This window comes from Streptomyces sp. NPDC002935, assembly GCF_040611295.1.
Lineage (GTDB): Bacteria > Actinomycetota > Actinomycetes > Streptomycetales > Streptomycetaceae > Streptomyces.
Map to the genome: position 1 here is coordinate 248,911 of NZ_JBEXNW010000004.1, position 23,592 is coordinate 272,502.

At 72.2% G+C, this 23,592-nt stretch carries 22 protein-coding genes and 1 pseudogene; 5 read left to right on the forward strand and 18 right to left on the reverse strand.

What is annotated here, in order from left to right; translation table 11 throughout:
• Positions 1–204: 204 nt before the first annotated feature.
• Positions 205–558 (forward strand): ANTAR domain-containing protein, encoded by a 354-nt coding sequence (locus tag ABZX90_RS06975; RefSeq protein WP_351122456.1) that lies wholly within the window; start codon positions 205–207, stop codon positions 556–558.
• A 326-nt stretch (positions 559–884) separates the two neighbouring features.
• Here ABZX90_RS06975 and ABZX90_RS06980 read toward each other — a convergent pair whose 3' ends face one another.
• The 13 genes from ABZX90_RS06980 to ABZX90_RS07040 all read right to left on the reverse strand — a co-directional run bounded on the left by ABZX90_RS06980 (position 885) and on the right by ABZX90_RS07040 (position 13,902).
• Positions 885–1,550, reverse strand: coding sequence for a class F sortase (locus tag ABZX90_RS06980; RefSeq protein WP_351122459.1), 666 nt, complete (start codon positions 1,548–1,550; stop codon positions 885–887).
• Between the two features lies 1 nt (position 1,551).
• Positions 1,552–2,103, reverse strand: a complete 552-nt coding sequence (locus tag ABZX90_RS06985; protein WP_355202093.1) for a hypothetical protein — start codon at positions 2,101–2,103, stop codon at positions 1,552–1,554.
• 131 nt (positions 2,104–2,234) lie between these two features.
• The gene (locus ABZX90_RS06990; RefSeq protein ID WP_351122465.1) at positions 2,235–3,014 is read right to left on the reverse strand and encodes an HAD-IIA family hydrolase; all 780 of its coding nucleotides are present in this window, start codon (positions 3,012–3,014) and stop codon (positions 2,235–2,237) included.
• A 138-nt stretch (positions 3,015–3,152) separates the two neighbouring features.
• Complete coding sequence (locus ABZX90_RS06995; protein ID WP_355202353.1) at positions 3,153–4,634, reverse strand: alkaline phosphatase family protein; 1,482 nt, start codon at positions 4,632–4,634, stop codon at positions 3,153–3,155.
• A 145-nt stretch (positions 4,635–4,779) separates the two neighbouring features.
• Positions 4,780–5,871: a 2-aminoethylphosphonate ABC transporter substrate-binding protein gene (locus ABZX90_RS07000; RefSeq protein ID WP_355202096.1), complete on the reverse strand. Its 1,092-nt coding sequence runs from the start codon at positions 5,869–5,871 to the stop codon at positions 4,780–4,782.
• 58 nt (positions 5,872–5,929) lie between these two features.
• Positions 5,930–6,727 (reverse strand): ABC transporter permease subunit, encoded by a 798-nt coding sequence (locus tag ABZX90_RS07005; RefSeq protein WP_355202099.1) that lies wholly within the window; start codon positions 6,725–6,727, stop codon positions 5,930–5,932.
• A complete protein-coding gene (locus ABZX90_RS07010) occupies positions 6,714–7,508 on the reverse strand; it encodes a 2-aminoethylphosphonate ABC transporter permease subunit (RefSeq protein WP_355202356.1) in 795 nt (264 codons plus the stop codon). The genes ABZX90_RS07005 and ABZX90_RS07010 overlap by 14 nt, the downstream gene beginning before the upstream one ends.
• Positions 7,509–7,683: 175 nt before the next feature.
• Positions 7,684–8,736 (reverse strand): ABC transporter ATP-binding protein, encoded by a 1,053-nt coding sequence (locus ABZX90_RS07015; RefSeq protein WP_355202102.1) that lies wholly within the window; start codon positions 8,734–8,736, stop codon positions 7,684–7,686.
• The gene (locus tag ABZX90_RS07020; protein ID WP_355202105.1) at positions 8,733–9,446 is read right to left on the reverse strand and encodes a phosphonatase-like hydrolase; all 714 of its coding nucleotides are present in this window, start codon (positions 9,444–9,446) and stop codon (positions 8,733–8,735) included. Before ABZX90_RS07020 ends, ABZX90_RS07015 begins: the two co-directional genes overlap by 4 nt.
• A gap of 5 nt (positions 9,447–9,451) precedes the next feature.
• Positions 9,452–10,576, reverse strand: coding sequence for a TIGR03364 family FAD-dependent oxidoreductase (locus ABZX90_RS07025; RefSeq protein WP_355202108.1), 1,125 nt, complete (start codon positions 10,574–10,576; stop codon positions 9,452–9,454).
• 156 nt (positions 10,577–10,732) lie between these two features.
• Positions 10,733–11,491: a GntR family transcriptional regulator gene (locus tag ABZX90_RS07030; RefSeq protein WP_351122483.1), complete on the reverse strand. Its 759-nt coding sequence runs from the start codon at positions 11,489–11,491 to the stop codon at positions 10,733–10,735.
• 45 nt (positions 11,492–11,536) lie between these two features.
• Complete coding sequence (locus ABZX90_RS07035; RefSeq protein WP_355202111.1) at positions 11,537–12,424, reverse strand: hypothetical protein; 888 nt, start codon at positions 12,422–12,424, stop codon at positions 11,537–11,539.
• A 335-nt stretch (positions 12,425–12,759) separates the two neighbouring features.
• Complete coding sequence (locus ABZX90_RS07040; RefSeq protein WP_355202359.1) at positions 12,760–13,902, reverse strand: ROK family transcriptional regulator; 1,143 nt, start codon at positions 13,900–13,902, stop codon at positions 12,760–12,762.
• Positions 13,903–13,989: 87 nt separating this feature from the next.
• Here ABZX90_RS07040 and ABZX90_RS07045 point away from each other — a divergent pair, with 87 nt between their 5' ends.
• Entirely contained in the window at positions 13,990–15,075 is a 1,086-nt protein-coding gene (locus ABZX90_RS07045; protein ID WP_355202114.1) for a Gfo/Idh/MocA family oxidoreductase, read from the forward strand.
• Positions 15,072–15,545 carry a heme-degrading domain-containing protein gene (locus tag ABZX90_RS07050; RefSeq protein WP_355202117.1) on the forward strand — a complete coding sequence of 158 codons (474 nt, stop codon included), beginning with the start codon at positions 15,072–15,074 and terminating at the stop codon, positions 15,543–15,545. Before ABZX90_RS07045 ends, ABZX90_RS07050 begins: the two co-directional genes overlap by 4 nt.
• A 368-nt stretch (positions 15,546–15,913) precedes the next feature.
• Here ABZX90_RS07050 and ABZX90_RS07055 read toward each other — a convergent pair whose 3' ends face one another.
• The 4 genes and pseudogenes from ABZX90_RS07055 to ABZX90_RS07070 all read right to left on the reverse strand — a co-directional run.
• A complete protein-coding gene (locus ABZX90_RS07055; RefSeq protein WP_355202120.1) occupies positions 15,914–16,771 on the reverse strand; it encodes a fumarylacetoacetate hydrolase family protein in 858 nt (285 codons plus the stop codon).
• A gap of 197 nt (positions 16,772–16,968) precedes the next feature.
• Positions 16,969–17,727 (reverse strand): YidC/Oxa1 family membrane protein insertase, encoded by a 759-nt coding sequence (locus ABZX90_RS07060; protein WP_355202123.1) that lies wholly within the window; start codon positions 17,725–17,727, stop codon positions 16,969–16,971.
• A 167-nt stretch (positions 17,728–17,894) separates the two neighbouring features.
• Entirely contained in the window at positions 17,895–18,203 is a 309-nt protein-coding gene (locus ABZX90_RS07065) for a DUF6412 domain-containing protein (protein ID WP_355202126.1), read from the reverse strand.
• A 216-nt stretch (positions 18,204–18,419) separates the two neighbouring features.
• Positions 18,420–18,938, reverse strand: a pseudogene (locus ABZX90_RS07070) (helix-turn-helix domain-containing protein); the annotation flags it as partial.
• A 312-nt stretch (positions 18,939–19,250) separates the two neighbouring features.
• On the opposite strand from ABZX90_RS07070, the gene ABZX90_RS07075 reads away from it, so the two are divergent.
• On the forward strand, positions 19,251–20,660 hold the full coding sequence (locus ABZX90_RS07075; protein ID WP_355202129.1) for an MFS transporter: 1,410 nt from the start codon (positions 19,251–19,253) through the stop codon (positions 20,658–20,660).
• Between the two features lie 107 nt (positions 20,661–20,767).
• Here ABZX90_RS07075 and ABZX90_RS07080 read toward each other — a convergent pair whose 3' ends face one another.
• Positions 20,768–21,595: a class E sortase gene (locus ABZX90_RS07080; RefSeq protein WP_355202132.1), complete on the reverse strand. Its 828-nt coding sequence runs from the start codon at positions 21,593–21,595 to the stop codon at positions 20,768–20,770.
• A gap of 398 nt (positions 21,596–21,993) precedes the next feature.
• Between ABZX90_RS07080 and ABZX90_RS07085 the strand changes: the two genes are divergently transcribed.
• On the forward strand, positions 21,994–23,469 hold the full coding sequence (locus ABZX90_RS07085; RefSeq protein ID WP_355202135.1) for a glycoside hydrolase: 1,476 nt from the start codon (positions 21,994–21,996) through the stop codon (positions 23,467–23,469).
• Positions 23,470–23,592 lie beyond the last annotated feature (123 nt).

The window sequence follows — 23,592 nt, forward strand, 5'->3', positions numbered from 1 at the left end:
GCGGGCGGCGGGGGACGGAGAAATCGGGGCGGGCCCTGTCCGGACAGCTACGGCACCGGGCGGCCCGTACCGCCCGTCGCCATCGGCGCCGCCCATGCCGCCTCCCGCTGGCCCGACTTCACCGAACGGGCCCTGCACCACGACATCGCCTCGACCTTCGCGGTCCCGCTGCGCCGCCGGGAGACCCTGCTCGGCGCGCTCAACGTGTTCGCGCCCGCCCTACCCGAGCACGGCGCCCGGCCCGCGGGCGACGGGGCCGACTGGAGCGACGGAGGCGTGCGGGTGGCCCAGGTCCTCGCCGACGCCGCGGCCGTGGGCCTGCAGAACCAGCGGCTCCACGCGCAGTACCGGGTCCTGGCCGGTCAGTTGCAGACGGCTCTCGGCAGCCGGGTGCGCGTCGAGCAGGCGAGGGGCATGCTCGCGGAGCGCCGGGGCACGGGAGTCGACCAGGCCTTCGTGGCGCTGCGCAGGTACGCGCGCCGGCAGCGGCTCCCCCTGGACGAGGCAGCACGCCGGGTCCTGGACGGCACCATGGACCGGGACGAACCGAACGCATAGTCATCCGCCCAGCCGGGAAGGCTTCCAGGGCGACCGCGCCCGACCTGCGGGCATCACCCAGCGCGATCCGTCGTCGACTTGGCGTCAAACAGCCTATCGGCCGGGCCGCTCATCTGTTCTAAGGTGGCCTCAAGTGGCCCCGGCCCCCGGCCAGTCACCCCGGCCCGACCGCCCACTCCGGCGGACGGGCACCCAGACCTCCCGCGCCGGCGCCGGGTTTCTCCCGCAACCCGTGCGCGCGCGGTCGAGGACCAGCCCGGTCGGCGGCTTCGGGGGAGCGGGTCGTCGACCGGGCCCGGTAACGCGCACCCGTACCCGGTCACCGCTCACAGCCGGCTGCCCGTGAGATACGCCGAGACGATCACGTTCGCCGTGTAGCTGCCGCTCTTCCGGTCAAAGGTTCCGCCGCACGTGATCAGCCGCAGCTCGGCTCGCCCCGACTGCCTTACGCCGTACGCCTGTTGGGCGTCGAAATGGTCGCGCGCCAGCACCTGGACGTCGTCCACGGTGAACTCGGCGACCGTCCCGTCGTCGCGGACGACCCGGACAGTGTCGCCGGGCTTGACGGCGCTGAGTTTGTAGAAGACCGCGGGCCGGGTCTCGGTGTCGACGTGCCCGACCATGAGCGCGGTCCCGGCGGCCCCCGGCTTCGCCCCGGCCGCGTACCAGCCGACGACGCCCGGCTGGTCGTACGGCGGCGGATCGATCCCGCCGCGCGGGTCGAGCCCGCGGGCCACGACGGGGGCCTGCACTCCCATCGAGGGAATGTCGACGCGCTGCGGCCGGGCGTTCCCGAGGGGCTTCAGCGCGGGGGGCAGCCGCACCTCCGGCGGACGTCCGACGGCCGCGATGTCCCCGGTGGTCGGCGCCGATATGCCCAGCCGCAGGTCCGTCACCTCACGGCCCCACAGCCACAGCCCGAGCAGCAGCACCAGCCAGGCCACGCCGGTCAGCAGACGGCCGACGCCCGGGGAACGCTCCCGTTCGGCCATGTCAGTCGCGGCCGTCCTGGCCCCGGCGCGCGCTGCGGACCGCGACGGCGACCGCGGCGACGCTCGCGAGGACCAGTCCGACCACGGCCTGCCGGGTGCCGGGTCCGGCCGCCCGGGCGTCCACCGCGGCGAGACGCGCGGTGCCACCGCCGCCCGCGTGCACGGGCGCGAGCGGCGACGCGGGCGCGGAGACGCTCGGAGAGGAGTCCGGTGCCGCGACGGTGACCGTGCCCTTGACCCGGCCGGAGCGGCCGTCGCAGTCGACCTCGATGTCGTAGGTGCCGGGGTGGAGCGAGGTACGGACGCGGGTCTCGCCGACCAGTCCGCCGCCTCCTCCGCCGGTGAGCCGTGCGTCCGAGACGAACGCGTCCGAGACGGCGGTGCCCGTCCGGCCCGCGCAGCCCATGGCCCGCACCTGGATGTCGGTGCCGGGGCCGGGGGCCGCGGGTGTCACGGTGATACCGGCCGGTCCCGCGTCGGCCGCGTACGCGGCGGGCGTGAACGCGGCCGCGACCACCGCCCCGGTGCAGAGAGTGAGTCGCATTGAGCGCATCGTGAAACCTCCAGATATCTGGAGACTCCCCCTCGGGGCGGCGGCCCGCATCTTCAGAGGGGCCGCGACTGCTCCGTACGGGTGCGTACGCGGCGCCGCGGGTTTCGGATCCGATCGGTCCTGCCCGGGGTTCAGACGCGGTCGACGAGATCCGCGATCGAGTCGACGATCTTCGACGGCCGGTACGGGTACCGCTGGATCTCCTCGGGCGTGGTCAGCCCGGTCAGGACGAGGAAGGTCTGCATCCCCGCCTCCAGGCCGGCCAGGACGTCGGTGTCCATGCGGTCGCCGATCATGGCGCTGGTCTCGGAGTGCGCGCCGATGGCGTTCAGCCCGGTCCGCATCATCAGCGGGTTCGGCTTGCCCGCGAAGTAAGGCTGCTTTCCGGTGGCCTTGGTGATCAGCGCGGCGACCGCTCCGGTGGCGGGCAGCGGCCCCTCGGTGGACGGGCCGGTCTCGTCGGGGTTGGTGGCGATGAACCGGGCGCCGCCCTTGATCAGCCGGACCGCCTTCGTCATGGCCTCGAAGGAGTAGGTACGGGTCTCGCCGAGGACGACGTAGTCCGGTTCGTGGTCGGTCAGGACGTACCCGATGTCGTGCAGCGCGGTGGTCAGGCCGGCCTCGCCGATGACGTACGCGGTGCCGCCGGGCCGCTGGTCGTCCAGGAACTTGGCGGTGGCGAGGGCGGAGGTCCAGATGTTCTCGACCGGCACGTCCAGGCCCATGCGCTTGAGCCTGGCGTGCAGGTCGCGCGCCGTGTAGATCGAGTTGTTGGTCAGGACCAGGAAGGGCTTCCCGGACTCCCGCAGCTTCTTGATGAAGGCGTCGGCGCCGGGGATCGGCACGCCCTCGTGAATGAGGACGCCGTCCATGTCGGTGAGCCACGACTCGATGGGCTTGCGCTCTGACATGTGCTGGGTCTCCTGCCGTCCTGGCGTACGTACGCACTCGATCCGGGGGCGCCGGAACGACGTTGTGCCGACGCCCCCAGCCTAGTCAGGACGGCGCGATACCGGCCTGGCCGGGATCATGCGGTTGTCCCGGTCCGGTCAGACCGGCTTGACCGATACACCGTCGATCACCCAGTACCAGTTGTTGCCGCCGGTGTAGCGGAACCGGACGCGCGCCGTCGAGACACCGGCCGGCACCTGGAGCGTCACCTTCTCGACGCGGGAGGGGACATCGGCGGTGTACGTCCTCACGCTGACCGGCGCCGCACCGTCGTAGGAGACGAGCACCTCGCCCTTCTGCGGGGACTCCTGGCGGTAGTACGTGGTGTACGTGAGGGTGGCCGCGGTGCCTCCGGTGACCGGGTAGGCGGGGCTGATCAGGGTGGAGTCGAAGCTGCCCGAGAAGGACTTGTCGCTCCACTCGTCGCCGTCGGCCACCGCGAAGACGCCACGGGCCCGGACATTGCCCTCGCGGCTCTGGTCGGCCTGCGCCTTCGTCCAGAACTCGTCCGTGGTGAACGACCAGCCGCGCCACTCGGTGACGCCGCCCGTCCCCATCGCGGAGTTGTCGACCGACCAGCCGCTCGGCGGGGTGTGGGTGAAGCCGACGACCGAGGCGCCGATGCCGGTCTCGTCGACGCGGGTCCCGAGCAGCGGGCGCAGCGTGTCGAAGTCGTCCGGGGAGGGCTGCTGCACGGGCCGGCCGTCGAGCCCCCAGGCCGGGTCGATCGCGACGCCCAGGTGCGCGAGGGCGGAGGCGGCGATGTCCGGCATCCTGACGTCGTACCGCACGGAGCCGGGGGCCAGCGTCGGTCCGGTCGCGATCATGAAGGTCTGCCGCTCGGGCCAGCTGGAGCCGCCGTGGCCGCCCGCGTCGGTGTGCCCGTGGTCGGCGGTGATCATGATCAGCCAGTCCTCGGTGGCGTAGGTGGCGCGGGCCTTGACCGCGGCGACCATCTGCCCGACCTGGGTGTCGACGCCGTGGACGGCGTCCAGGTACTGCTGACTGGCGGCGCCGTAGCTGTGGCCCGCGTGGTCGACGTTGTCGAGCTGCACGAAGACCGCGTCGGGGTTCGTGTCGCGCAGCCGGGCCACCGCGCGCGCGGTGGTGCCGGTGTCGTACTCGGCGCTCGGGGTGGACACCCGGGTGTCGACCTTGGAGGAGAAGACGGTGTCCGTGAGTGGTGCCCAGGACGAGACGGCGTAGGTGTTCAGGGACGGCTTCGCGGTCTCGATCCGGGTGAGGAAGTCCGGGTACTGCGCGAACTTCTGGCCGGTGAAGGTGTTGTCCTTGACGTTGTGCTTGTCGGGCCAGACGCCGGTGATGATGGTGGACCAGCCGGGGCCGGAGAGCGTGGGCGCGAACGGGTTGGCGTAGATGCTGCTGGGCGCGGTGAGGCCCGCGGCCATGAGGGCGTCCAGGTTGGGGGCGTCGGCGTCCTTGACGCGGCTCAGCAGCGTGCCGTCGAGGCCGATGACGAGGACCTTGGGGGTCTTGGCGGCGGCGCGGGCGACGGCCGCGAGCGGGCCGGCGGCGAGGGCGAGGCCGGCCGCCGAGGCGAGCAGCGAACGACGGGACATGCGTGTCGACACGTGATCCTCCGGAAGGGGGACGAGGGTGTGGGGCACGGATGGAACGGCGAGAGGTGAGGTGTTCGGGCACGGCGACGCCCCCGGTGGTTCCAGGGGCGTCGCGGGGCGGGCGGAGTCGCCTGCCGGACCGGGGTCAGCTGCCGGTGGCGGACTTCCAGTCCTCGACGTAGGTGGTCAGGTTCTTGTCGATGTCGGCCCAGTCCGGCTCGAAGATCTCGACGCCGTCCATGAGCTTGGTCAGGGCGATGGCGTTCGCGTCGACGGCCTTGACGTCGCCGCGTGCGGAGAAGCCGCCGCCGATCTCGCTGACCTGCTGCTGGGCCTTGGCGGACAGCATGAAGTCGAGGAGCTTCTTGCCGTTCTCGGAATGCGGGGCCTTGGTGACGAGGCCCGCGGCGTAGGGGAGCCCGAAGGTGGTCGGCTTCCCGGCGGCGTCGGTGGCCTTGTCGGTGGCCTGCGGGAACCAGATGCCCAGGTTCGGCATGTCCTTGGACTGCGCGTAGTTCATCTGGACATCACCGTTGGCGACGAGCAGTTCGCCCTTGTCGACCTTGGGGGCGAGCTTGCCGGTGGAGGCGGACGGGCCGACGTTGTTGGCCTGGAGCTTCTTCAGATAGGCGAGCGCGGCGTCCTTGCCGCCGAAGTCGTGGATCGCCTTGATGAGCACGGCGGTTCCGTCTCCGGCGACGCCCGGGGTGGAGTACTGGAGCTTGTTCTTGTACGTCCCGTCGAGCAGCTCGTCCCAGGTGGTGGGGGCCTGCTTCAGCTCCTTCTTGTTGTAGACGAAGCCGAAGTAGTTGTTGACGACGGAGGTCCAGGTGGCGTCGGCGGCCTTGTCGGCGCCGTCGACCTGGTCGGAGCCCTTGGGCGGGTACTTCTGGAGCAGTCCCTTGCCGTCGGCCTGCTGGATGAACGGCGGGAGGGTGACGAGGACATCGGCCTGGGGGTTGGTCTTCTCACGGACGGCCCGCTGGACCATCTCGCCCGAACCCCCCTCGACGTACTCGACCTTGATCCCGGTCTCCTTCTCGAAGTCCTTGAAGACCTGGTCGTACCAGCCGTCGCCGTTCTCGCCCTTCAGGCCGTCCGCGCTGTACACGGTGACGACCTTGGCGTCGGAGGCGGCGGAGTCCCCGCCGCAGGCGGTGAGGGAGCCGGCGAGGGCGAGGCTGCCGATGACGGCGGCGATCGGGGCGAGGCGGCGCGGGCGAGCGTTTCTGGGCATGGCGAGGTGAACTCCTTGCGTTGTCGGTGTTCTCGGGGGCTTCTGAGGGTGGGACGGATCAGCGGTAGGAGGCCTTGGTACGGATCCGGGAGACGGCGAACAGGACGAGCACCGTCGCCGTCATGAGGACCACGGCGAGCGCGGACCCGGTGAACAGGGCGCCGCGGTCGGTGGCCGCGTAGATCTGGACGGGAAGCGGGGTCCAGTCCGGCGGGTAGAGCATCACGGTGGCGCTCAGCTCGCCCATGGACAGGGCGAAGCAGAGTCCCGCGGCGGCGGTCAGCGAGGGCAGCAGCAGCGGCAGCCGCACCCGCCACAGGACGTAGGAGGGCCGGGCGCCGAGCGAGGCGGCGGCCTGTTCGTAGGCCGGGTCGAGACGGACGACGGCCGCCGACACCGACTGGTGGGCGAACGCCGTGACCAGGACGGCATGCGCGAGGATGACGATCCACCGGGTGCCGTTGAGCAGCATCGGCGGCTTGGAGAAGGCGACCAGGACCGCGAGCCCGACGACGACGGAGGGCACCGCGACCGGCAGCATGAACAGCGCGTCCAGGAAACGTCTGCCGCGCTTCTTCAGGGCGTGCCCGGCGAGCGCCGCCCAGGTGCCGACGACCAGCGCGAGCAGGCTCGCGGTGAGGGCGGTGACCAGGCTGGTGGTGAGTGCCTGGAGGGATGCGCCGCGGGTGGCGGCGGTGTAGTGGCCGGTGGTGAAGCCGGACGGGAACGCGCTCGACCAGTTCGTGGCGAACGACGCGGCGAGGACGACGATCAGCGGCAGGGCGAACAGGGGCAGGAAGAGGACGAGGAAGACGGCCCAGGCGGCCCATCTCCCCTTGCGGCTATGCACCAACACGGCGGCTCACCACCCGGTAGAGGCCGTAGAGCCCCACGGAGATCAGGACGTTGACGACGGCGACCACACAGGCTCCCGGATAGTCCGACTCCAGGATCGCCTTGCTGTACACGAGCATCGGCAGGGTCGTGACCCCCTTGGCCCCGGTGAACAGGACGATCCCGAACTCGTTCAGGCAGAGCACGAGGACGAGGCTGCCGCCGGCGGCGAGCGCGGGCAGCGCCTCGGGCAGGATCACCTGCCGCACGATCCGCGCGGGCCGCGCACCGAGCGAGGACGCCACCTCCAGCTGACCGGTGTCGATCCCCGAGAAGGCGGCGAGCAGCGGCCGCATCACGAACGGGGTGAAGTAGGTGACTTCGGCGAGGAGCACTCCCCACGGTGTGGTCAGGAACTGGAACGGGCCCTCGGCGGCCCCGGTCGCGCCCGTCCACAGCCCGTTGGCCATGCCGACGGTGCCGTAGACGAACAGCAGCGCGAGCGTGATCAGGAAGGACGGGAAGGAGAGGAAGACGTCGATGAACCGGGCGACCGCCTTCGCGCCGGGGAACGGCACGAAGGCGATGACCAGGGCGAGCACGAACCCGAGGACCAGGCATCCGGCCGTGGAGCCCAGCGCCAGCCACACGGTGGTGCCGAGCGCCTCCCGGAAGGCGGTGGAGGCGAACACGTCCCCGTAGGCCTGGGCCGAGGTCCCCCCGGTGTCGGGCTGGAACGACTGCTGGACGACGAGGGCGAGCGGATAGAGGAACACCAGCCCGAGCACGGCTACGGGGGGCAGGGCCCAGAGCGGAGCGCCGGACCGACGCCGGAAACCCCGACCCGTCTTCGCCGTCCCGCCGTCGGGAGGTGTTGACTGCTCCGACTGCTCCCGCTGTGGGCAATCGTTCCGCAGGGCGGAACGGGTGGGCACAGCCGACAGCGCCGGGCCACTTGTCGTCAGAGGTTCACTGGACCTACCCACCGGTCACCCCTCCGGCGAGCAGCACGGCGTCCTCCGACGCGAAGTGCAGGTCCACCGATTCCCCCGGGGCCGGCGGGCTCCGCAGCTCACGGAGGTCGGCCATCATCCGGTGGCCCGCCACATCGACGTACAGCCGGTGTGTGGCCCCCCGCCACTGCACCTCGACGACGGCCCCGGTGACCTGGTTGGGCCCGGGGCCGAGGCCGACGAGGTGCGGGCGTACGCACAGCGTCGCGGTCGCACCGGAAGCGACGCCCCCCGTCGGAACCTTGAACTCGGTCCCGGCGAGGGACACCGCGCCGGAACCCACCGTCACCGGCAACAGGTTCGCGTTGCCGACGAAGGTCGCGGTGAACTCGGTGCGCGGCGCCCGGTACAGCTCCCGCGGCGTGCCGACGTCCCGCAGCCGCGCCTTGTCCATGACCGCGATCCGGTCGGCCAGGGTGAGTGCCTCGACCTGGTCGTGGGTGACGTACAGGATGGACACGTCCGGCAACTCGCGGTGCAGCCGGGCGAGTTCGGTGAGCATCCCGGTGCGCAGCCGGGCGTCGAGCGCGGACAGCGGCTCGTCGAGCAGGAGGACGCCGGGCCGGATGGCGAGCGCCCGCGCGATGGCGACGCGCTGCTGCTGTCCGCCGGACAGCTCGCGCGGGTGGCGCCGCGCGTATGCCGCCATCCCGGTCATCTCCAGCGCCTCGGCGACCCGCCCGCGGATCTCGCCCTTGGGGGCCTTCTGCGCCTTGAGTCCGAAGGCGACGTTGTCCTCGACCCGCATGTGCGGGAAGAGCGCGTACTGCTGGACGACCATGCCGATCCCGCGCCGGTGGGGCGGCAGGTCGGTCACATCGCGGTCGCCGATGAACACCCGCCCGGCGGCGGGCCGCACGAATCCGGCGACGGCCCGCAGCGCGGTGGTCTTCCCCGACCCGGACGGCCCGAGCAGGGCCATCACCTCGCCGGGCTCGACCGTCAGGTCGAAGGAGTCGAGAACCGTGGTGCCGCCGTAGGCGACGGACACCCCCTCGAAGCGGATGCCGCTGCTCATCGTCCGGCTCCGGCGGCGGCGAATTCGCTGAGCAGCGCGGGGAGTTCGGCCACCGAGCCGAGTACGTGCCCGGCCCCGGCGGCGCGCAGCGCCGTGTCGTCGTGCGCCCCGGTGAGCACGCCGGCGACGACGCCCGCCCCGGCGCGTACGCCGCTGAGCATGTCGTACGAGGTGTCGCCCACGACGGCGATCTGGCGGACGTCCTCCGCGACCCCGGTCCGCAGGAACGCCTCCAGCACCATGTCGGGGTAGGGGCGTCCGCGGCCCCCGGCGTCCGCCGGGCACAGCGTGAGCGGCACCAGGTCCCGCCAGCCGAGGGCGTCGAGGATGGCGTCCTGGGTGACGCGGGCGAACCCGGTGGTCAGGACGACGGTCCGGCCGCCGCCCTGGAGCTCCTCGATCGCCTCGCGGGCACCCTCGATCGGCGCGACGCGCCCGCCGTCGACGAGTTCCCCGTACGCCTTCTCGAAGGCGGCGTTGGCGCGCCGGGCGAGGGACTCCTCGCCGAACAGGTGGCGGAAGACGGAGATCTTGGACTCGCCCATGGTGGCCCGGACGTAGTCGAGCTTCTCGGTGTGGTCCGCGGAGCCGGGCTCGACGCCCAGTTCCCCGGCGGCCGCGGCGAAGGCCAGCTCCACGAGGCCGCCGTCGGCGACGGTGGTGCCGGCCATGTCGAGCACCACAAGATGTAGGTCGCGTATGTCGTTCAACTCGGTCACCATCCCAGTTCGTCGGCGGTCGTCTCGGCTATGGCGGGAGAGCAGGTCATGCCGCGCCCGCCGGGCCCGGTGACCAGCCACACCCCGTCCCGCACGCGCTGGCGGTGCACGACCCTGCTCGGGTCGGTGCACTGCGCGTACACCCCGGCCCAGCGGCGCCGGATCTTCGGCAGCGGGCGGCCGAGGAAGGATTCGACGACCTCGGTGAGGTGGTCGTAGGGGTCTTCGAGGGTGTCGAAGGCGAAGGGGTGCTCGTACTCGTGGGTGTCGCCGATGGTCAGCCCGCCGTCCGCGCGCTGCACCATGAGCAGCTGCATCCGGTGCTCGGCGGCGGTCGGCGCCTGCGGCTGACCGGCGTTGAGCTCGTCGAGGGCCGGGCTCCGGTACGCGGGGTAGTAGCGGAAGCTGTCGGCGTCCGCGACGGAGGTGGTGAGCGGCTCGCCCAGTGGGTCGGTCTGCATCATCTGCAGCCGTACGCGCCGCACGGGCAGTTCGGGACCCGCCAGTTCCCGTACGAGACCGCCGAGCCAGGCCCCCGTGCACAGCACCACGGCGTCACCGCTGTGGACGTCCCCGTGGTCGTCGCGGACGGCGTGCTCGCCGATCACCTCACGGACCTCGCGGCCCGGCCGGAAGGTGTAGTTCGGGGACTTCAAAAGCTCTGCCCGGAGGGCGAGTTGGGCGGTGCGCGGCTCGACGGCCGCGTCGCGCTCGCAGTACAGGGCCGCCTCGAAGGCGCCGCGCAGCGCGGGGTTCACGGCACGCGCCTCGCCCGCGGTGAGCAGTTTGTAGCCGCGGGCGGCGGCGTCGTCGCGGGCCAGGGCGGCCTCGGCGACGGCGAGTTCGCGCGGGTTGCGCACCGGGGTCAGCGACCCGCAGGCCCGGAAGCCGAGACCGGGGACGCGCGCCCCGATCTCCTCCCACAACTCCCGTGCCCTCAGGGCGGTTTCGAGCTCCGCTCCTCCGGCGCGACCACTGACCCAGATCTGCCCGAAGTTGCGCAGCGAGGCCCCGCGGGCCTCCGCCTCACGCTCGATCTGTACGACCTCGTGGCCGCGCTCCACTGCATGCCAGGCGTGCAGGGTGCCCACCACGCCGGCTCCGACGACTATCACTCTCACAACGGCCACGCTCCTCGGGACGGGGGAATCGGAAGGGTCCGGCCAGCAACCAGATGGTGAACTGCCCATCACGTTTGGGCTAGACCCGTTATCTTGTCGTTATAAAGAGAGGCGGACCGGAGCCCGCCTCGACCTGGCTGGAATCGATCGCCCGGATCAATCGCCTAGGTGCGCGGTGAACGAGAACCGGTCCCCCCGGTACAGCGTCCGCACCCGCTCCAGCGGCCGCCCGTCCGTGTCCCGCGAGATCCGGTGGATCAGCAGCATCGGCAGCGCGGGCGGTGTGCCGATCAGCAGCGCCTCGCGCGGGGTGGCCAGCACGGTCTCGATCCGCTCGTCCGCGTCGCCGAACGCCACGCCGAGCCGGTCGTGGAGGTACGCGTAGAACGAGGAGTCGGGGTCGAAGTCGCGGTCGAGGTCCGGGACCCGGCCCACCGCCACGTACGTGCTCTCCAGGCCGACCCGTTCGTCGTCCGCGAGCAGCACCCGCTCCATGTGCCAGACGGGTTCACCGCGCCGGAGTCCCGCCTCGGTGGCGAGTGATTCCGGACAGGGGAACCGGTCGAGGGAGATGAGCGTACGACCGGGGGTGCGCCCCTGCCGCCGTACGCCCTCGGTGTAGCTCGCCAGCGACAGCGGCTGCTCCAGCTTGGGTCCGGCGACCACCGTGCCGCGTCCCTGCCGCCGCAGCTTCCCCTCCAGCAGCAGCTCACGGAGCGCCTGTCGCACCGTCTCGCGGGCGACCTCGTACGTCTCCGAGAGGTCTCGCTCGGTGGGCAGGAGCCCTCCTTCGCCCAACTCCTCGACGAGCCGGGCGATGTGCGCCTTGACCGCGTAGTACTTCGGGATGCGGCCGTGCTCCGGAATGCCGGAGCGGACGGGGGCGCCGGGGGCCTGGTCGTTCGGATAGTCCACGGAAACGATCGTCGCAGACGGCGTTACCGGCGCGGCTTCCAGGTGTCAGCGCCGGCGCACCCGCCGTGACAGGGCGAGCAGTCCGGCTCCGGAGGCGAGCAGCGCGAGGGCGAGCGCGGCCAGTCCCAGCCGGTTCGGTGTGCGGGGTCCGGTCCTGGCCAGCTCGTCCGCGGACGGTGCCGCCGCGCCGGTCCCCGCGGTCGCGCCGACGGTCGTCCCGCCCCCGGTGGTCCCGCTGCCGGTGCCCGCGCTCGCCGTGCCCGTACCGGCACTGGCACGGGCACTCGCGTCGGCACCGGCGTCCGCGGTGCCGCCCTCGTCCGTGTCCTTGCCCTTCTCCGGGTCCGGGTCCGCGTCGTCGTCCTCGACGCGGAACCGGTAGTCGTTCGACTCCCCCACCCAGTCGCCGTCGTCCTCGTGCCGCTGCACGACGGCCGCGTTCGCCAGGATGGTGTTCGGCGCGGTCGCGCCGGAGGTCAGGGAGAGCCGCACCTTCACGGTGAGGGTGCGCCCGGGTGCCACGGTGAACCCGGGGAAACCGTCGTCGAACGGCGCCACGTTCTCGTCCTGGTCGGTCCTCTCGAACGTCACCGCATGCGCCCGGTCCCCCTCGTAGAACTCCAGCCGCGCCTGTTCCGGCCGCAACGTCCGCTTCGCGTCCACGAGGACGACGACCGGGTGGATCGCGCTGCAGGTGTGCGCCGTGGTGTTGGTGAGGTCGATGTACCAGGTCCCGAAGTCGCCGCCGGCCTGGTAGGCGTCGGGGCCACCGTGGATACGGGTCCTGATCGGGAAGTCGCGGGTGTCGGACGAGACGCAGGCCGGGCGGGGGTCCAGCGCGTGGGCCGGGGTCGGCGTGAGCGTCACACAGAGGGCGAGCGCGGTCGGGGCGAGGGCGGTCGGGGCGAGCGGGTGGGACGTACGCAGTCGCATGAGGAGCCTTTGGCCGATCGGAGGGTGGGGGGATCGGGAGGACCGAAAGCGTCAGTCGGTGCCGGGCAATGGCCTCGCGACCCTGGCACGCGCCACCCCCTCCGACGGACCGCCCCGCCCGAAGTCACCCCGTTCGGCCGCAGAACTCCCCCCACCCGGCCCAAGCCCCACACGGGGCCCGAGTCCCTGGCCGGCCCCCAACCCCCTCGCCGGGCCCCTCGCCGGACCCCTGGCCGAGCGCGAACTCCGCCCGCCCGGCGCACAGTCACCCACCAGGCCCACACCGCCATCGCCCGGCGCGCACAGCCCCTTCGCCCGGTCCGCGTCCCCTTCGCTCAGCCCTCTCCCCGTCCGAACAGCGGGGCCAGCAGCAGTTGGGCCGCGCCTTCGGCCACTCCCCGTGCCCCGCCGGGGGCCACCCGGACCGGCACCGCGGCGCCGCCCCCTTCACGCCGGGCGCGTTCGTCCAGAACGGCGCCGACACCGCGCACGAAGACCTCCTCGTGGGCCGCGACCGTGCGACCGCCCAGCAGGACGAGGTCGATGTCGAGCAGCCCGACCAGGTTCGCCGCCCCGGCCCCGAGCACCCGGGCCGCCTCGTCCACGGTCCCCCGCCCCACCGCGTCCAGACACAGCACCTCGATGCACCCCCGGTTCCCGCACTCGCACAGCGGCCCGTCCAGCTGGATGACCTGATGCCCGAACTCCCCGGCCCCGGTACGGGCCCCCCGGTGCACGACTCCACCGATCACGAGCCCGGCTCCCAGGCCCGTCCCGAGATGCAGATACGCGAACGATCCGGCGCCCGCGGAGCCGGAGCCGGACCGGGTGCCGGACCCCACCGCGACCCCGAGCGCCGCCGCGTTGGTGTCCTTGTCCACCACCACCGGCAGCCCGAGCCGCCCGGCCAGCGCGTCCCGCAGCGCGAACCCGTCCCACTCGGGAAACCCCGTGACCCGGTGCAGCACCCCCAGCGTGTGGTCGAGGGGCCCCGGCAGCGCGACCCCCACGCCCAGCGGTGACACCCCGCCGAGCAGGACAGACACCTCCCCGGCCGCCCCCTCGACCACCGCGTCCGCCCCGGCCCCCAGGTCCAGCGGCGCGCGCCGCTCGGCGACCACGGCGCCCGTGAGATCGCAGAGCACCACGGTCAGCTCGTCGCGGTCGAGGTGCAGCCCGACCGCGTGACCCGCCTCGGGTACGAGCCGCAGCACCGTACGGGGCTTGCCGCCCGTGGACGCGCGGCGCCCGGCCTCCGCCGCGAGACCGTCCGCCCGCAGCCGCGCGGTGATCTTGCTGACGGCCTGCGGGGTCAGTGCGGTCCGCTCGGCGAGTTCGAGGCGGCTGATGCCCGCGGCCCCCGCCGTACGCAGCAGATCGAGCACCAGCGCCGCGTTGTGACTGCGCAGGGCCGGCAGGTTCACCCCGACCACCCCACCACCCGCGACAGCCCCCGGCTTCCCGGGGATCCCCGGCATCCCGGCCCCACCCTCATTGGTCCTGTTCACATCACCCATTGTCCCCCGCGCTTGCACTTTGGCAACAGCGTTGCGAAAGTAGGACCCATGACAGGCATGACTGGTACGCCCCTCCGCGTGGGTCTCGTCGGCTACGGCCTCGCGGGTTCCGTTTTCCACGCCCCGCTGATCGCCACGACCGAAGGGCTCGCCCTCGACACGGTCGTCACCACCCATCCGGAGCGCCAGGCGCAGGCCCGCGCCGAGTTCGGCGACGGACTCCGGTTCGCCGCCACGCCCGACGAACTGCTGGCACGCGCCGACGAACTCGACCTGATCGTCATCGCGTCCCCGAACAAGACCCACGTCCCGATCGCGACCGCCGCCCTCAAGGCGGGCCTCCCCGTGGTCGTGGACAAGCCCATCGCCGGTACGGCGGCCGACGCCCGCGAGCTGGCCGCCCTGGCCGACGAGCGCGGCCTGCTGCTCTCCGTCTTCCAGAACCGCCGCTGGGACAACGACTTCCTGACCCTCCGCGAGCTGATCGCCGAGGGCGAGCTGGGCGACGTCTGGCGCTTCGAGTCCCGTTTCGAGCGCTGGCGCCCGCAGCCGAAGGGCGGCTGGCGCGAGTCCGGCGACCCGGCAGAGATCGGAGGTCTCCTCTACGACCTCGGCAGCCACCTCGTCGACCAGGCGCTCGTCCTCTTCGGCCCCGCCGCCTCGGTGTACGCCGAGTCGGACATCCGCCGCCCGGGCGCGCTGACCGACGACGACACGGTCATCGCGATCACGCACGTGAGCGGAGTCCGCTCCCACCTTTACGTCTCCGCGACCACCGCGCAGCTCGGCCCGCGCTTCCGCGTCCTCGGCTCGCAGGCCGGTTACGTCAAGTACGGCCTCGACCCGCAGGAGGCCGAGCTGCGCGACGGCAAGCGGCCCGGCGGCACGGACTCGTGGGGCATCGAGCCGGAGGCCCTGTGGGGCCGCGTCGGCTCCGGCGAGTCCCCGCTGACCGGTGGCGGTCGCCCCGCGCCCACCGTTCCGGGCGCGTACCCCGCGTACTACGCGGCCGTCGCGGCCGCCATCCGTGACGGCGGCCCAGGCCCGGTCACCGCGCACGAGGCCGCGGCCGCCCTCGACGTCCTGGAGGCGGCCCGCCGCTCCGCCCACGAGGGAGTGGTGGTGTCACTGTGAACGCGCCCGTCGCACCGGAGATCGCCGAGCTGGAGGAGCAGGAGCGCCGTCTGACGCTCGCTCGTTTCACACTTGACGACGCCTGGGCCCTCGGCACGCTCCTCGTCGAGCTCGCCCGCGAGCAGGGCGCGCCGGTCGCCATCGACATCCGCCGCGGCGGCCAGCAGCTCTTCCACGCGGCGCTGCCGGGTTCGACCCCGGACAACGACGCCTGGATCGACCGCAAGCGCCATGTCGTCGAGCGCTACGGCTGTTCCTCGCTCCTGGTCGGGTCCCGCTTCCGCGCGAAGGGCACGACCTTCGAGGAGTCCTCGCGCCTCGACCCCGACACGTACGCGGCCCACGGGGGCGCGTTCCCGATCGCGGTGACGGGCGCGGGCGTCATCGGCACGGTGGTGGTTTCGGGCCTGCCCCAGGTCGAGGACCACCAGCTGGTGGTGGAGGCACTGGAGAAACACCTCTCCGCCTGACAAGACGCTCCCCGCGCCCCCACCAGGGCCGCGCATCCCGTCCGGGGGTGCGGGGAGTCCGCGGACCACAACGGACAGCGGCCCCGTTCAGGGGCGCGAGGTGCCGACGGACCACAACGAACGCCAGCCCCGTTCAGGGGCGCGGGGAACTGCGCGACCGGCCACGACGAGCCCACAGCCAACAGCGGACACCGCGCCCCTCCAAGGGGCGCGAGGAACTGCGCGACCGGCCACGACGCACCCGCGGCGACCCACGGACAGCGCAGCCCCGCCAGGGGCGCGCATCCGCGGGCCAAGCCACCACGCACCCGCGATCGAGAACGCGCGCCGACACAGGCGGACCCATACCGGCGAACCCAGCGGAGCGCTTACGCGTTCTTGAATTCCTGCCGCTGCCGTCCCAGCCCCTCGATCTCCAGCTCCACGACATCGCCCGCCCGCAGGAACGGCTTCGGCTCGGGCTGCCCCAGGGCCACCCCGGCCGGCGTCCCGGTGTTGATGACATCGCCGGGGTACAGCGTCATGAACCGGCTGACGTAGCGGACGACCTCCGCGACCGGGAAGATCTGCTCGGCCGTCGTGCCGTCCTGCTTGAGCTCGCCGTTCACCCAGAGCCTCAGCGACAGCGCCTGCGGGTCCGGGACCTCGTCCGCGGTCACCAGCCACGGACCCAGCGGGTTGAACGTCTCGCAGTTCTTGCCCTTGTCCCAGGTGCCGCCGCGCTCGATCTGGAACTCGCGCTCGGAGACGTCGTGCGCCACCGCGTACCCGGCGACATGGGCGAGCGCCTCCTCCTCGGACTCCAGATAGCGGGCGGTGCGGCCGATGACGACCGCGAGCTCGACCTCCCAGTCGGTCTTCACCGACCCGCGCGGCACGAGCACCGTGTCGTTCGGCCCGACCACGGTGTCCGCCGCCTTGAAGAAGATCACCGGCTCGGCGGGCGGCTCGGCTCCGGTCTCCCGGGCGTGGTCGTGGTAGTTCAGCCCGATGCACACGACCTTGCCGATCCGGGCCAACGGCGGCCCGACGCGCAGTCCGGCCGCGTCCAGCACGGGCAGCTCACCAGCCTCGGCGGCGGACCGGATCCGGCCGAGCGCCGCGTCGTCGGCGAGCAGCGCCCCGTCGATGTCGGCGACGATGCCCGACAGATCCCGCAGGGTCCCCTCGGCGTCGAGCAACGCGGGCCGCTCCGACCCCGCCGTACCGACTCGCAGCAGTTTCATGGTCACCGTCTCCCTCGATCGCGGGCCGTCGACCGACGGGTGCAGCCACCGGAGGACTGGTCGATCCTCCAAGTTCACCGTCCAGTCCGCAAGACCCCGTTCACGGACTGGACCAGCGAGTGCGGGCCTCCGACAAGGGGCCGCCGTCCGACAAGGCGCGCCATGGGACAAGGACCCCTCTCCGACAAGCGCCGCCGTCAGACGAGAGCCGCGGTCGCGGGCGCGGCCCCGGGCATGTCCCGGTAGAGCACCGCCCGCTCCACCGCGCTCCAGGTCGTGCTGGTCACCACGTACAGCGCGGCGGCCAGCGGCACCACGGCCACGGTGAACAGCGTGAAGAAGGACATGAACGGCATGAGCTTGGTGACCGAGGCGAGCCCGGGCACCTGCTCACCGTCGCTCACCGCGGGCGCGGCGGCGGTCATCCGCTTTGTCCGCACGTAGTTGAAGCCGGCCACGACCGCGACGACGGCGAAGAGGGCCAGGTAGACGAGCCCGGCCGGCCCGAACAGCCCGCCGTCGCCGAGCGCGTCCGTCCAGCGGCCCCCGAGCGGCGCGGCGAACAGCGTGTGCCCGAGCAGGGTGTTGGCCCCGCCGCCGATCGTCGAGCTGGAGAACAGGTGGTAGAGGAGGAAGAAGGCCGGCATCTGCAACAGGCTGGGCAGGCATCCGGAGAGCGGCGACACCTTCTCCTCGGCGTGCAGCTCCATCAGCGCCTTCTGGAACTTCTCGCGGTCCTTCCCGTGCTTCTTCCGCAACTCCGTGATCTGCGGCTGAAGCGCGGCGCGCGCCCGCTGCCCGCGCGCCGCCGCCCTCGACAGGGGATGCACGAGGAGTCGTACGAGCGCGGTGAACAGGACGATCGCGGCAGCGGCCGCCGAGGCGTGGAACAGCGGCTGGAGCAGGTCGGCGAACCGCTCGACCAGGTGTGCGAAAGCGGACATGAAGGTGGACATGGGTGAGCCCTCCGGGGGTCTCGTCGTGCCGGGAGTACGGAATACGGCATGACGACCCGCGCGGGGTCACCTGTAACGACGGTCCACCTGAGATCAAGGTCCACCGGGACGAAGAGTCCACCGGGACAGAGATCACCGGGGATGGAGAGGTGAGGTGAAGGGGTGCCCTACGCGGTCGCCGGGAGGGCGTGTCCGGGTGCCCTGGGCCGCGGCCGCCCGCTGGCGTCCGGATCGCGTTGCGGCAGGAAGGCCGTGCGGCGGGCGCGGTCGCGGATGGCCGTACGCACCCGGGTGGGCGGCACGGCGGGCGCGCAGCGCGACACGATGAGGGAGCAGGCGGCGAAGGCGGACCCGGCCGCGGCGGTCGCGGCGAGCGCGACGGTGGCGGTGAGGCTGCCGGTGTCGAGCAGGGCGACCTCGAGGAGCATGAGCAGCAGTACGGCGGCGGGGCGGGCGTTGGCCCAGGTGCGGATCATCGGCTGCCCCTCCCCTCGTACGTGGTGCGCCCCTCGTACGTGGTGCGCGTGTCCTTCCGTTCGTTATACAGGATGCTTCTCGGCCGACCCTCGGGAATCGGCCCCGCCCGGCTCCCGACGGTCCGCCTCGGCGGTCCCCCGGGGGTCCGCGCCGACCCGCTCCCGACGGTCCGCCCCGGCCGACTCCCGAGAAACCGACACGGCCGGCTTCTGGGAGTCCGTCTCGACCGGCTCCAGCAGCCGCCTCGGCCCGAGCAGCGCCCGGCTGACCGGATCCGCCGGGTCCCGGTCGAGTCCGGGGCCCGGTGTCATCTCGACGTCCGGGACGGGTACGACCATGGCGCAGCGGGGGCATTCGCCGTACGGGCCGAGTTCCGTGCCGCAGACGGCGTGCCGGAAGTAACGCAGGCGACTCTCGGAGAAGTGCTCGCGGCCCCACAGGCCGAGCGAGCGCACGGTGGGCCACAGGGCGATACCCCGGTCGGTCAGGACGTACTCGTCACGGGGCGGCGACTCCTGGTAGCGGCGCTTTTCGAGGATGCCCTCGGCGGTGAGCGCCTGGAGGCGGGCCGCGAGCACGGCGCGCGGGATGCCGAGGTGCACGAGGAAGTCGTTGTAGCGCCGTACGCCGTAGAGCGCGTCGCGGATGACGAGGAGCGTCCAGCGCTCGCCGACGACCTCCAGCGCGCGGGCGATCGAGCACTCCTGCGTCGCATAGTCCTTGCCCAGAGCCATGCCCCCACTGTAGCCACTTTCCGACATGTTGGTTCAGTGAATGAACCTAGGGTGTTACGGTCTACCGGCGAGGAAGGTTCAATGACCGAACCCACGCCGCTCCGTATCGACGTTCGCCGTTCGACGTTCGCCGTTCGCCGTTCCACCGTTTCGAAAGGGCAGGCCATGACCCGGCTCGACCGGACCGACACCAGCACGCAGCCCACGCATGCCACCGCACCCTCCGGGGGCGCTGTGACATCGACCTCACCGACCGGTTCGACCCCCGGGCCTCCCTCGGCCTCTCCGGTCCCCCCGGCCTCTCAGACCTCAGTGGTCTCTCCCGCCTCCTCTGCCTCCCCTGCCTCCCCTACCTCGCCGGTCTCCTCGGCCACCCCGTCGGAGAGCGCCCCCCGGCCGACCGCGACCCTCGCCCTGACCAGCGCCGCCACCGCCGTGGCCCTGATGACGTACACGGCCCCGATGGTCACGCTCCCCGACACCGCGGCCGCGCTGCACACCTCGGTCTCCGCCCAGGCCTGGCTGCTCAACGGCACCCCGCTGGGTCTGGCCGCGCTCCTCCTGGTCGCGGGCAGCCTCGCGGACGACTACGGCCGCCGCCGGATCTTCCTGGCCGGCACCGTCGCCCTCGGCCTCACCACCGCCCTGGGCGCGCTCGCGGGCTCGACCTGGCTGTTCACCCTGACCCGCGTCGCGCAGGGCGCGGCGAGCGCGGCGATCCTCGCCAGCAGCCTGGGGCTGATCGTGCACGCCTTCCCGACCCCGCGCGGGCGACTGCACGCGACGGGGGTGTGGGGCGCGTTCGTCAGCGGCGGCATCGCGGCGGGCCCGCTCCTCGCGGGGGCCATAGCGGGCTGGAACTGGCGGATGGCGTACGCCGTCCTGGGCGCCGCCGCACTGGTCGTCGCCCTCCTCGGAACCCGCTCCCTGACCGAATCCCGGGCACCCCGCGGCGGCCGGCCCGACCTCGCGGGGGCGCTGACCTTCGGCCTCGCGCTGGTGTCGCTGGTGGCCGCGCTGACGCTGGGCCGCGACGGCTGGCTGCGCGCGCCGGTGGGGCTGCTGCTGGCGGCGTTCCTCGTCCTGACGTCCGTGTTCGTCCTCGTCGAACGCCGCACGGGGACGCCCATGATCGACCTGGGCCTGCTCCGGCACCGCCGATTCCTCGCCTCGTCGGCGGGCGGGCTCTTCATGGGCCTCGCGGTGATCGGCCTGTTCAGCTTCCTGCCGGCGCTGCTCCAGCGGACGCTCGGTCTGTCCGCGATGGACACCGCCTGGCTGTTCCTGCTGTGGTCCGGCCTCTCCTTCGCGGTCGCCCTCCAGGCCCGCCGTCTCGCCGGCCGGGTCTCCCACCGTCACCAGCTCGCCCTCGGTTTCGCGCTGCACGCGGCCGGCGTCCTGACGATGCTCGGCGCGATCGGCGCCGACTCCTGGACCCGTCTGCTCCCGGGCTTCGTCATCTCCGGTGTGGGCAGCGGCCTGCTCAACGCCGCGCTGCCGCTGCTCGCCGTCGAATCCGTGCCCGCGACCCGCGCCGCGATGGGCTCGGGCGCCCAGCAGACCTTCCGCTACATCGGTTCGTGCGCCGGGGTGGCCCTCACGATCGCCCTCGTCACCTCCAGCGGCGGAACGGCCCGCGGCGCGGACATCGCGATCGCCGTCTCGGCGGGGCTCGCCGCACTGGCGGCGGCGAGCGTGCTGGTGCTGCGGGACCGGACGTGAGCCGAGGGGACCGAGCGGGGGCCGGTCCAGCCGATGGTGAGGCAACGGTGCCGGGTGCGGGCCGGCGAAACCCGGCCTGAGTCACGCGGACCCGGAGCCCGGCGTGGTCATCGGGGCCGCATGGCGGTGAGCTTCCCCCACACCGCCATGCGGTACCTGGAGGTGTACTCGGGGGTGCACGTGGTGAGCGTGATGTAGTACCCGGGCTCGCTGTACCCGTACGACGGCCGGACGGTGCTGCGGGGCACCGGGCGGATGACCCCGCCGTCCCGCGGGGAGGTCTGCGCGAGGGTCCGGTCGACGGTGTACGTGTAGACGGCGGCCCTCGTCTCGACGGTGATCGTGTCTCCGCGCCGGAGCCTCGGGAGGAACCGGAAGGGTTCACCATGTGTGTTCCGGTGCCCGGCGAGCGCGAAGTTCCCTGCCTGGCCCGGCTGTTGGGTGCCCTTGTAGTGGCCGACGTACCCCTTGTTGAGGACGTCCGGCTTGCTGACTCCCTCGGCGACGGGCACCCGGAGGGAGAGCCGGGGAATGCTGAGGACGGCGTAGGCCTGCGACCAACGAGGCTGCGCCTGACCACTGTTGACCCCGGCACCGGACGACGAACGCCGCCCGGCACCCCCGGTACCGGTCTCCCCCGCATCGGTCTTCCCGGCGTCGGCCTCCCCGCCGCCGGTCACCCCGGTGCCGCTACTGGCGCTCGCGTCAGGGGAGTCGCTCCCCGAGGCCGGGGTCCCCCACTCCCGCTCCAGCGCCTGCACCTTGCGTTCCGCGTTGTGCTGCGCCTGCCGGTTGGTCCACCAGAGCTGGTGCACGACCAGGAGAAGCAGCACCACTCCGACGGTGACGAGCACCTCGGCACCGCTCCAGGCAGCGCGCCGGAACGCGGCCCGCCGTCGCCGCGTGCCGTGGTGCACGATCCCCGGAGCCCGCATCCGTACGCCCCCTTCGCCGGGCCGCACGATAGGCGCCGCCCCGCCAACTCACCAGCCCCGCGCGACTCCCGTACGCACCGATGCTCCCGTTCCACCGAGCGGCCCCCGAGCAGCTCACCGAACAACCCACCGACACCCCACTGACAACCCAGCGAGCAGTTCACCGGCAACCCAGCGAGCAGCTCACCGACGAGGCTTCCTCCACCGGTTTTAGAAAGGGCTGTCACAACACTCGACAACCCCACACGCCACACCCGATGCTTCCTGATGGCATCAACGGGACGGGCAAGCGCCGGTTGGGGAACGAACCGGCGACCGAGTCGAAGTCGAGTCGCAATCGACGGCCAACACCGGTGGGACGACCGGCAGTTGTGCTGAGACGGACGGAGAAGCCAGCCATGATCCGACGCAGAACACTTCTGACCGCCGCGGGCGGTACGGTCCTCGGCGGCGCCCTGGCGACGGGCACCGCCCGCGCGGACGCGACGATCGCCGTCAACCCCGCGACGACGTACGGGAAATGGGAGGGCTGGGGCACCTCCCTGGCCTGGTGGGCCAACGTCTTCGGCGCCCGCGACGACTTCGCCGACCTCTTCTTCACCACCAAGTCGACCACGTACAACGGTGCTTCACGCCCCGGCCTGGGCATGACGATCGCCCGCTACAACCTCGGCGCGTGCAGCTGGAACTCCGTGGGCGGCGAGAGCATGACCGCATCCGCCAGCATCCCCTCCTTCAAGCAGATCGAGGGCTACTGGCAGGACTGGAACAACGAGGACCCGACGTCGTCGGCCTGGAAGTGGACGGCCGACGCCACCCAGCGCGCCGCCCTCACCAAGGCGACGGCGCGCGGCGCGTCGAGCGAGCTGTTCGCCAACTCCCCGATGTGGTGGATGTGTCTGAACCACAATCCGTCGGGCGCGTCCGGCGGCGGCAACAACCTCCAGTCCTGGAACTACCGCCAGCACGCCTCCCACCTCGCGGCGGTAGCGCTCTACGCGAAGACGAACTGGGGCGTGAACTTCGCCACCGTGGAGGCGTTCAACGAGCCTGCCTCCAGCTGGTGGACGTCCACCGGCACCCAGGAGGGCTGCCACATGGACGCGTCCGTCCAGGCGGCTGTACTCCCCTATCTGCGCAGCGAGTTGGACAAGCGGGGCCTGACGGGCACCAGGATCTCCGCGTCGGACGAGACGAGCTACGACCTGGCCCGTACGACATGGAACTCCTTCGGCTCGACGACCAAGGCCCTGGTCAACCGGGTCAACGTGCACGGCTACCAGGGTTCGGGCGGCCGCCGGGACCTCCTGTACACGGATGCCGTGACGTCCTCCGGCAAGGCGCTGTGGAACTCCGAGTACGGCGACGGCGACGGCACCGGCCTGACCATGGCGAGCAACCTCCTCCTCGACTTCCGCTGGCTGCACCCGACCGCCTGGGTCTACTGGCAGGTCATGGACCCGACGGCGGGCTGGGGCATGATCAAGTACGACGCGACCACCCTGACGGCCGGCGCGGTCGAGACGAAGCTCTATGTGATGGCCCAGTTCAGCCGCCACATCCGCCCGGGAATGACGATCGTGGACACGGGCGTGGACTACGCGGTGGCGGCGTACGACGCGACGGCGAAGCGCCTGGTGATCGTCGCGGCGAACAAAGCCACGTCCGCCCAGACCCTGACCTTCGACCTCTCCCGCTTCACCACGGTCTCCGGCGGCACGGGCGGACTGGTCCCCCGCTGGAACACCCTGACGTCCGGCGGCGGCGACCTCTATACCTCCCACACGGACACCCACCTGAACGGCAAGTCCCTCGCGGTGCCCTTCGCGGCCGGGGCGGTGCAGACGATGCAGGTGGACGGGGTGGCGGTGTGAGACAGAACTGACGGGCCACGGCGGACCGGGTCATCACAGACCATTTCACCGCGAACCATGTCGTCACGTACCAGTTCACTGCGAACCAGGTCACAGCGAACCGGGTCACGGCGAACCGAGTCA

Excerpts from the sequence above, each read along its gene's own strand:
- ABZX90_RS07085 (WP_355202135.1), top strand. The coding sequence starts at position 21,994 with ATGATCCGACGCAGAACACTTCTGACCGCCGCGGGCGGTACGGTCCTC.
- ABZX90_RS07000 (WP_355202096.1), bottom strand. The coding sequence starts at position 5,871 with ATGCCCAGAAACGCTCGCCCGCGCCGCCTCGCCCCGATCGCCGCCGTC.
- ABZX90_RS07040 (WP_355202359.1), bottom strand. The coding sequence starts at position 13,902 with ATGCCGGGGATCCCCGGGAAGCCGGGGGCTGTCGCGGGTGGTGGGGTG.
- ABZX90_RS07060 (WP_355202123.1), bottom strand. The coding sequence starts at position 17,727 with ATGTCCACCTTCATGTCCGCTTTCGCACACCTGGTCGAGCGGTTCGCC.
- ABZX90_RS07080 (WP_355202132.1), bottom strand. The coding sequence starts at position 21,595 with ATGCGGGCTCCGGGGATCGTGCACCACGGCACGCGGCGACGGCGGGCC.
- ABZX90_RS06990 (WP_351122465.1), bottom strand. The coding sequence starts at position 3,014 with ATGTCAGAGCGCAAGCCCATCGAGTCGTGGCTCACCGACATGGACGGC.
- ABZX90_RS06985 (WP_355202093.1), bottom strand. The coding sequence starts at position 2,103 with ATGCGCTCAATGCGACTCACTCTCTGCACCGGGGCGGTGGTCGCGGCC.
- ABZX90_RS07055 (WP_355202120.1), bottom strand. The coding sequence starts at position 16,771 with ATGAAACTGCTGCGAGTCGGTACGGCGGGGTCGGAGCGGCCCGCGTTG.
- ABZX90_RS07015 (WP_355202102.1), bottom strand. The coding sequence starts at position 8,736 with ATGAGCAGCGGCATCCGCTTCGAGGGGGTGTCCGTCGCCTACGGCGGC.
- ABZX90_RS06980 (WP_351122459.1), bottom strand. The coding sequence starts at position 1,550 with ATGGCCGAACGGGAGCGTTCCCCGGGCGTCGGCCGTCTGCTGACCGGC.
- ABZX90_RS07065 (WP_355202126.1), bottom strand. The coding sequence starts at position 18,203 with ATGATCCGCACCTGGGCCAACGCCCGCCCCGCCGCCGTACTGCTGCTC.
- ABZX90_RS07045 (WP_355202114.1), top strand. The coding sequence starts at position 13,990 with ATGACAGGCATGACTGGTACGCCCCTCCGCGTGGGTCTCGTCGGCTAC.
- ABZX90_RS07035 (WP_355202111.1), bottom strand. The coding sequence starts at position 12,424 with ATGCGACTGCGTACGTCCCACCCGCTCGCCCCGACCGCCCTCGCCCCG.
- ABZX90_RS06995 (WP_355202353.1), bottom strand. The coding sequence starts at position 4,634 with ATGTCCCGTCGTTCGCTGCTCGCCTCGGCGGCCGGCCTCGCCCTCGCC.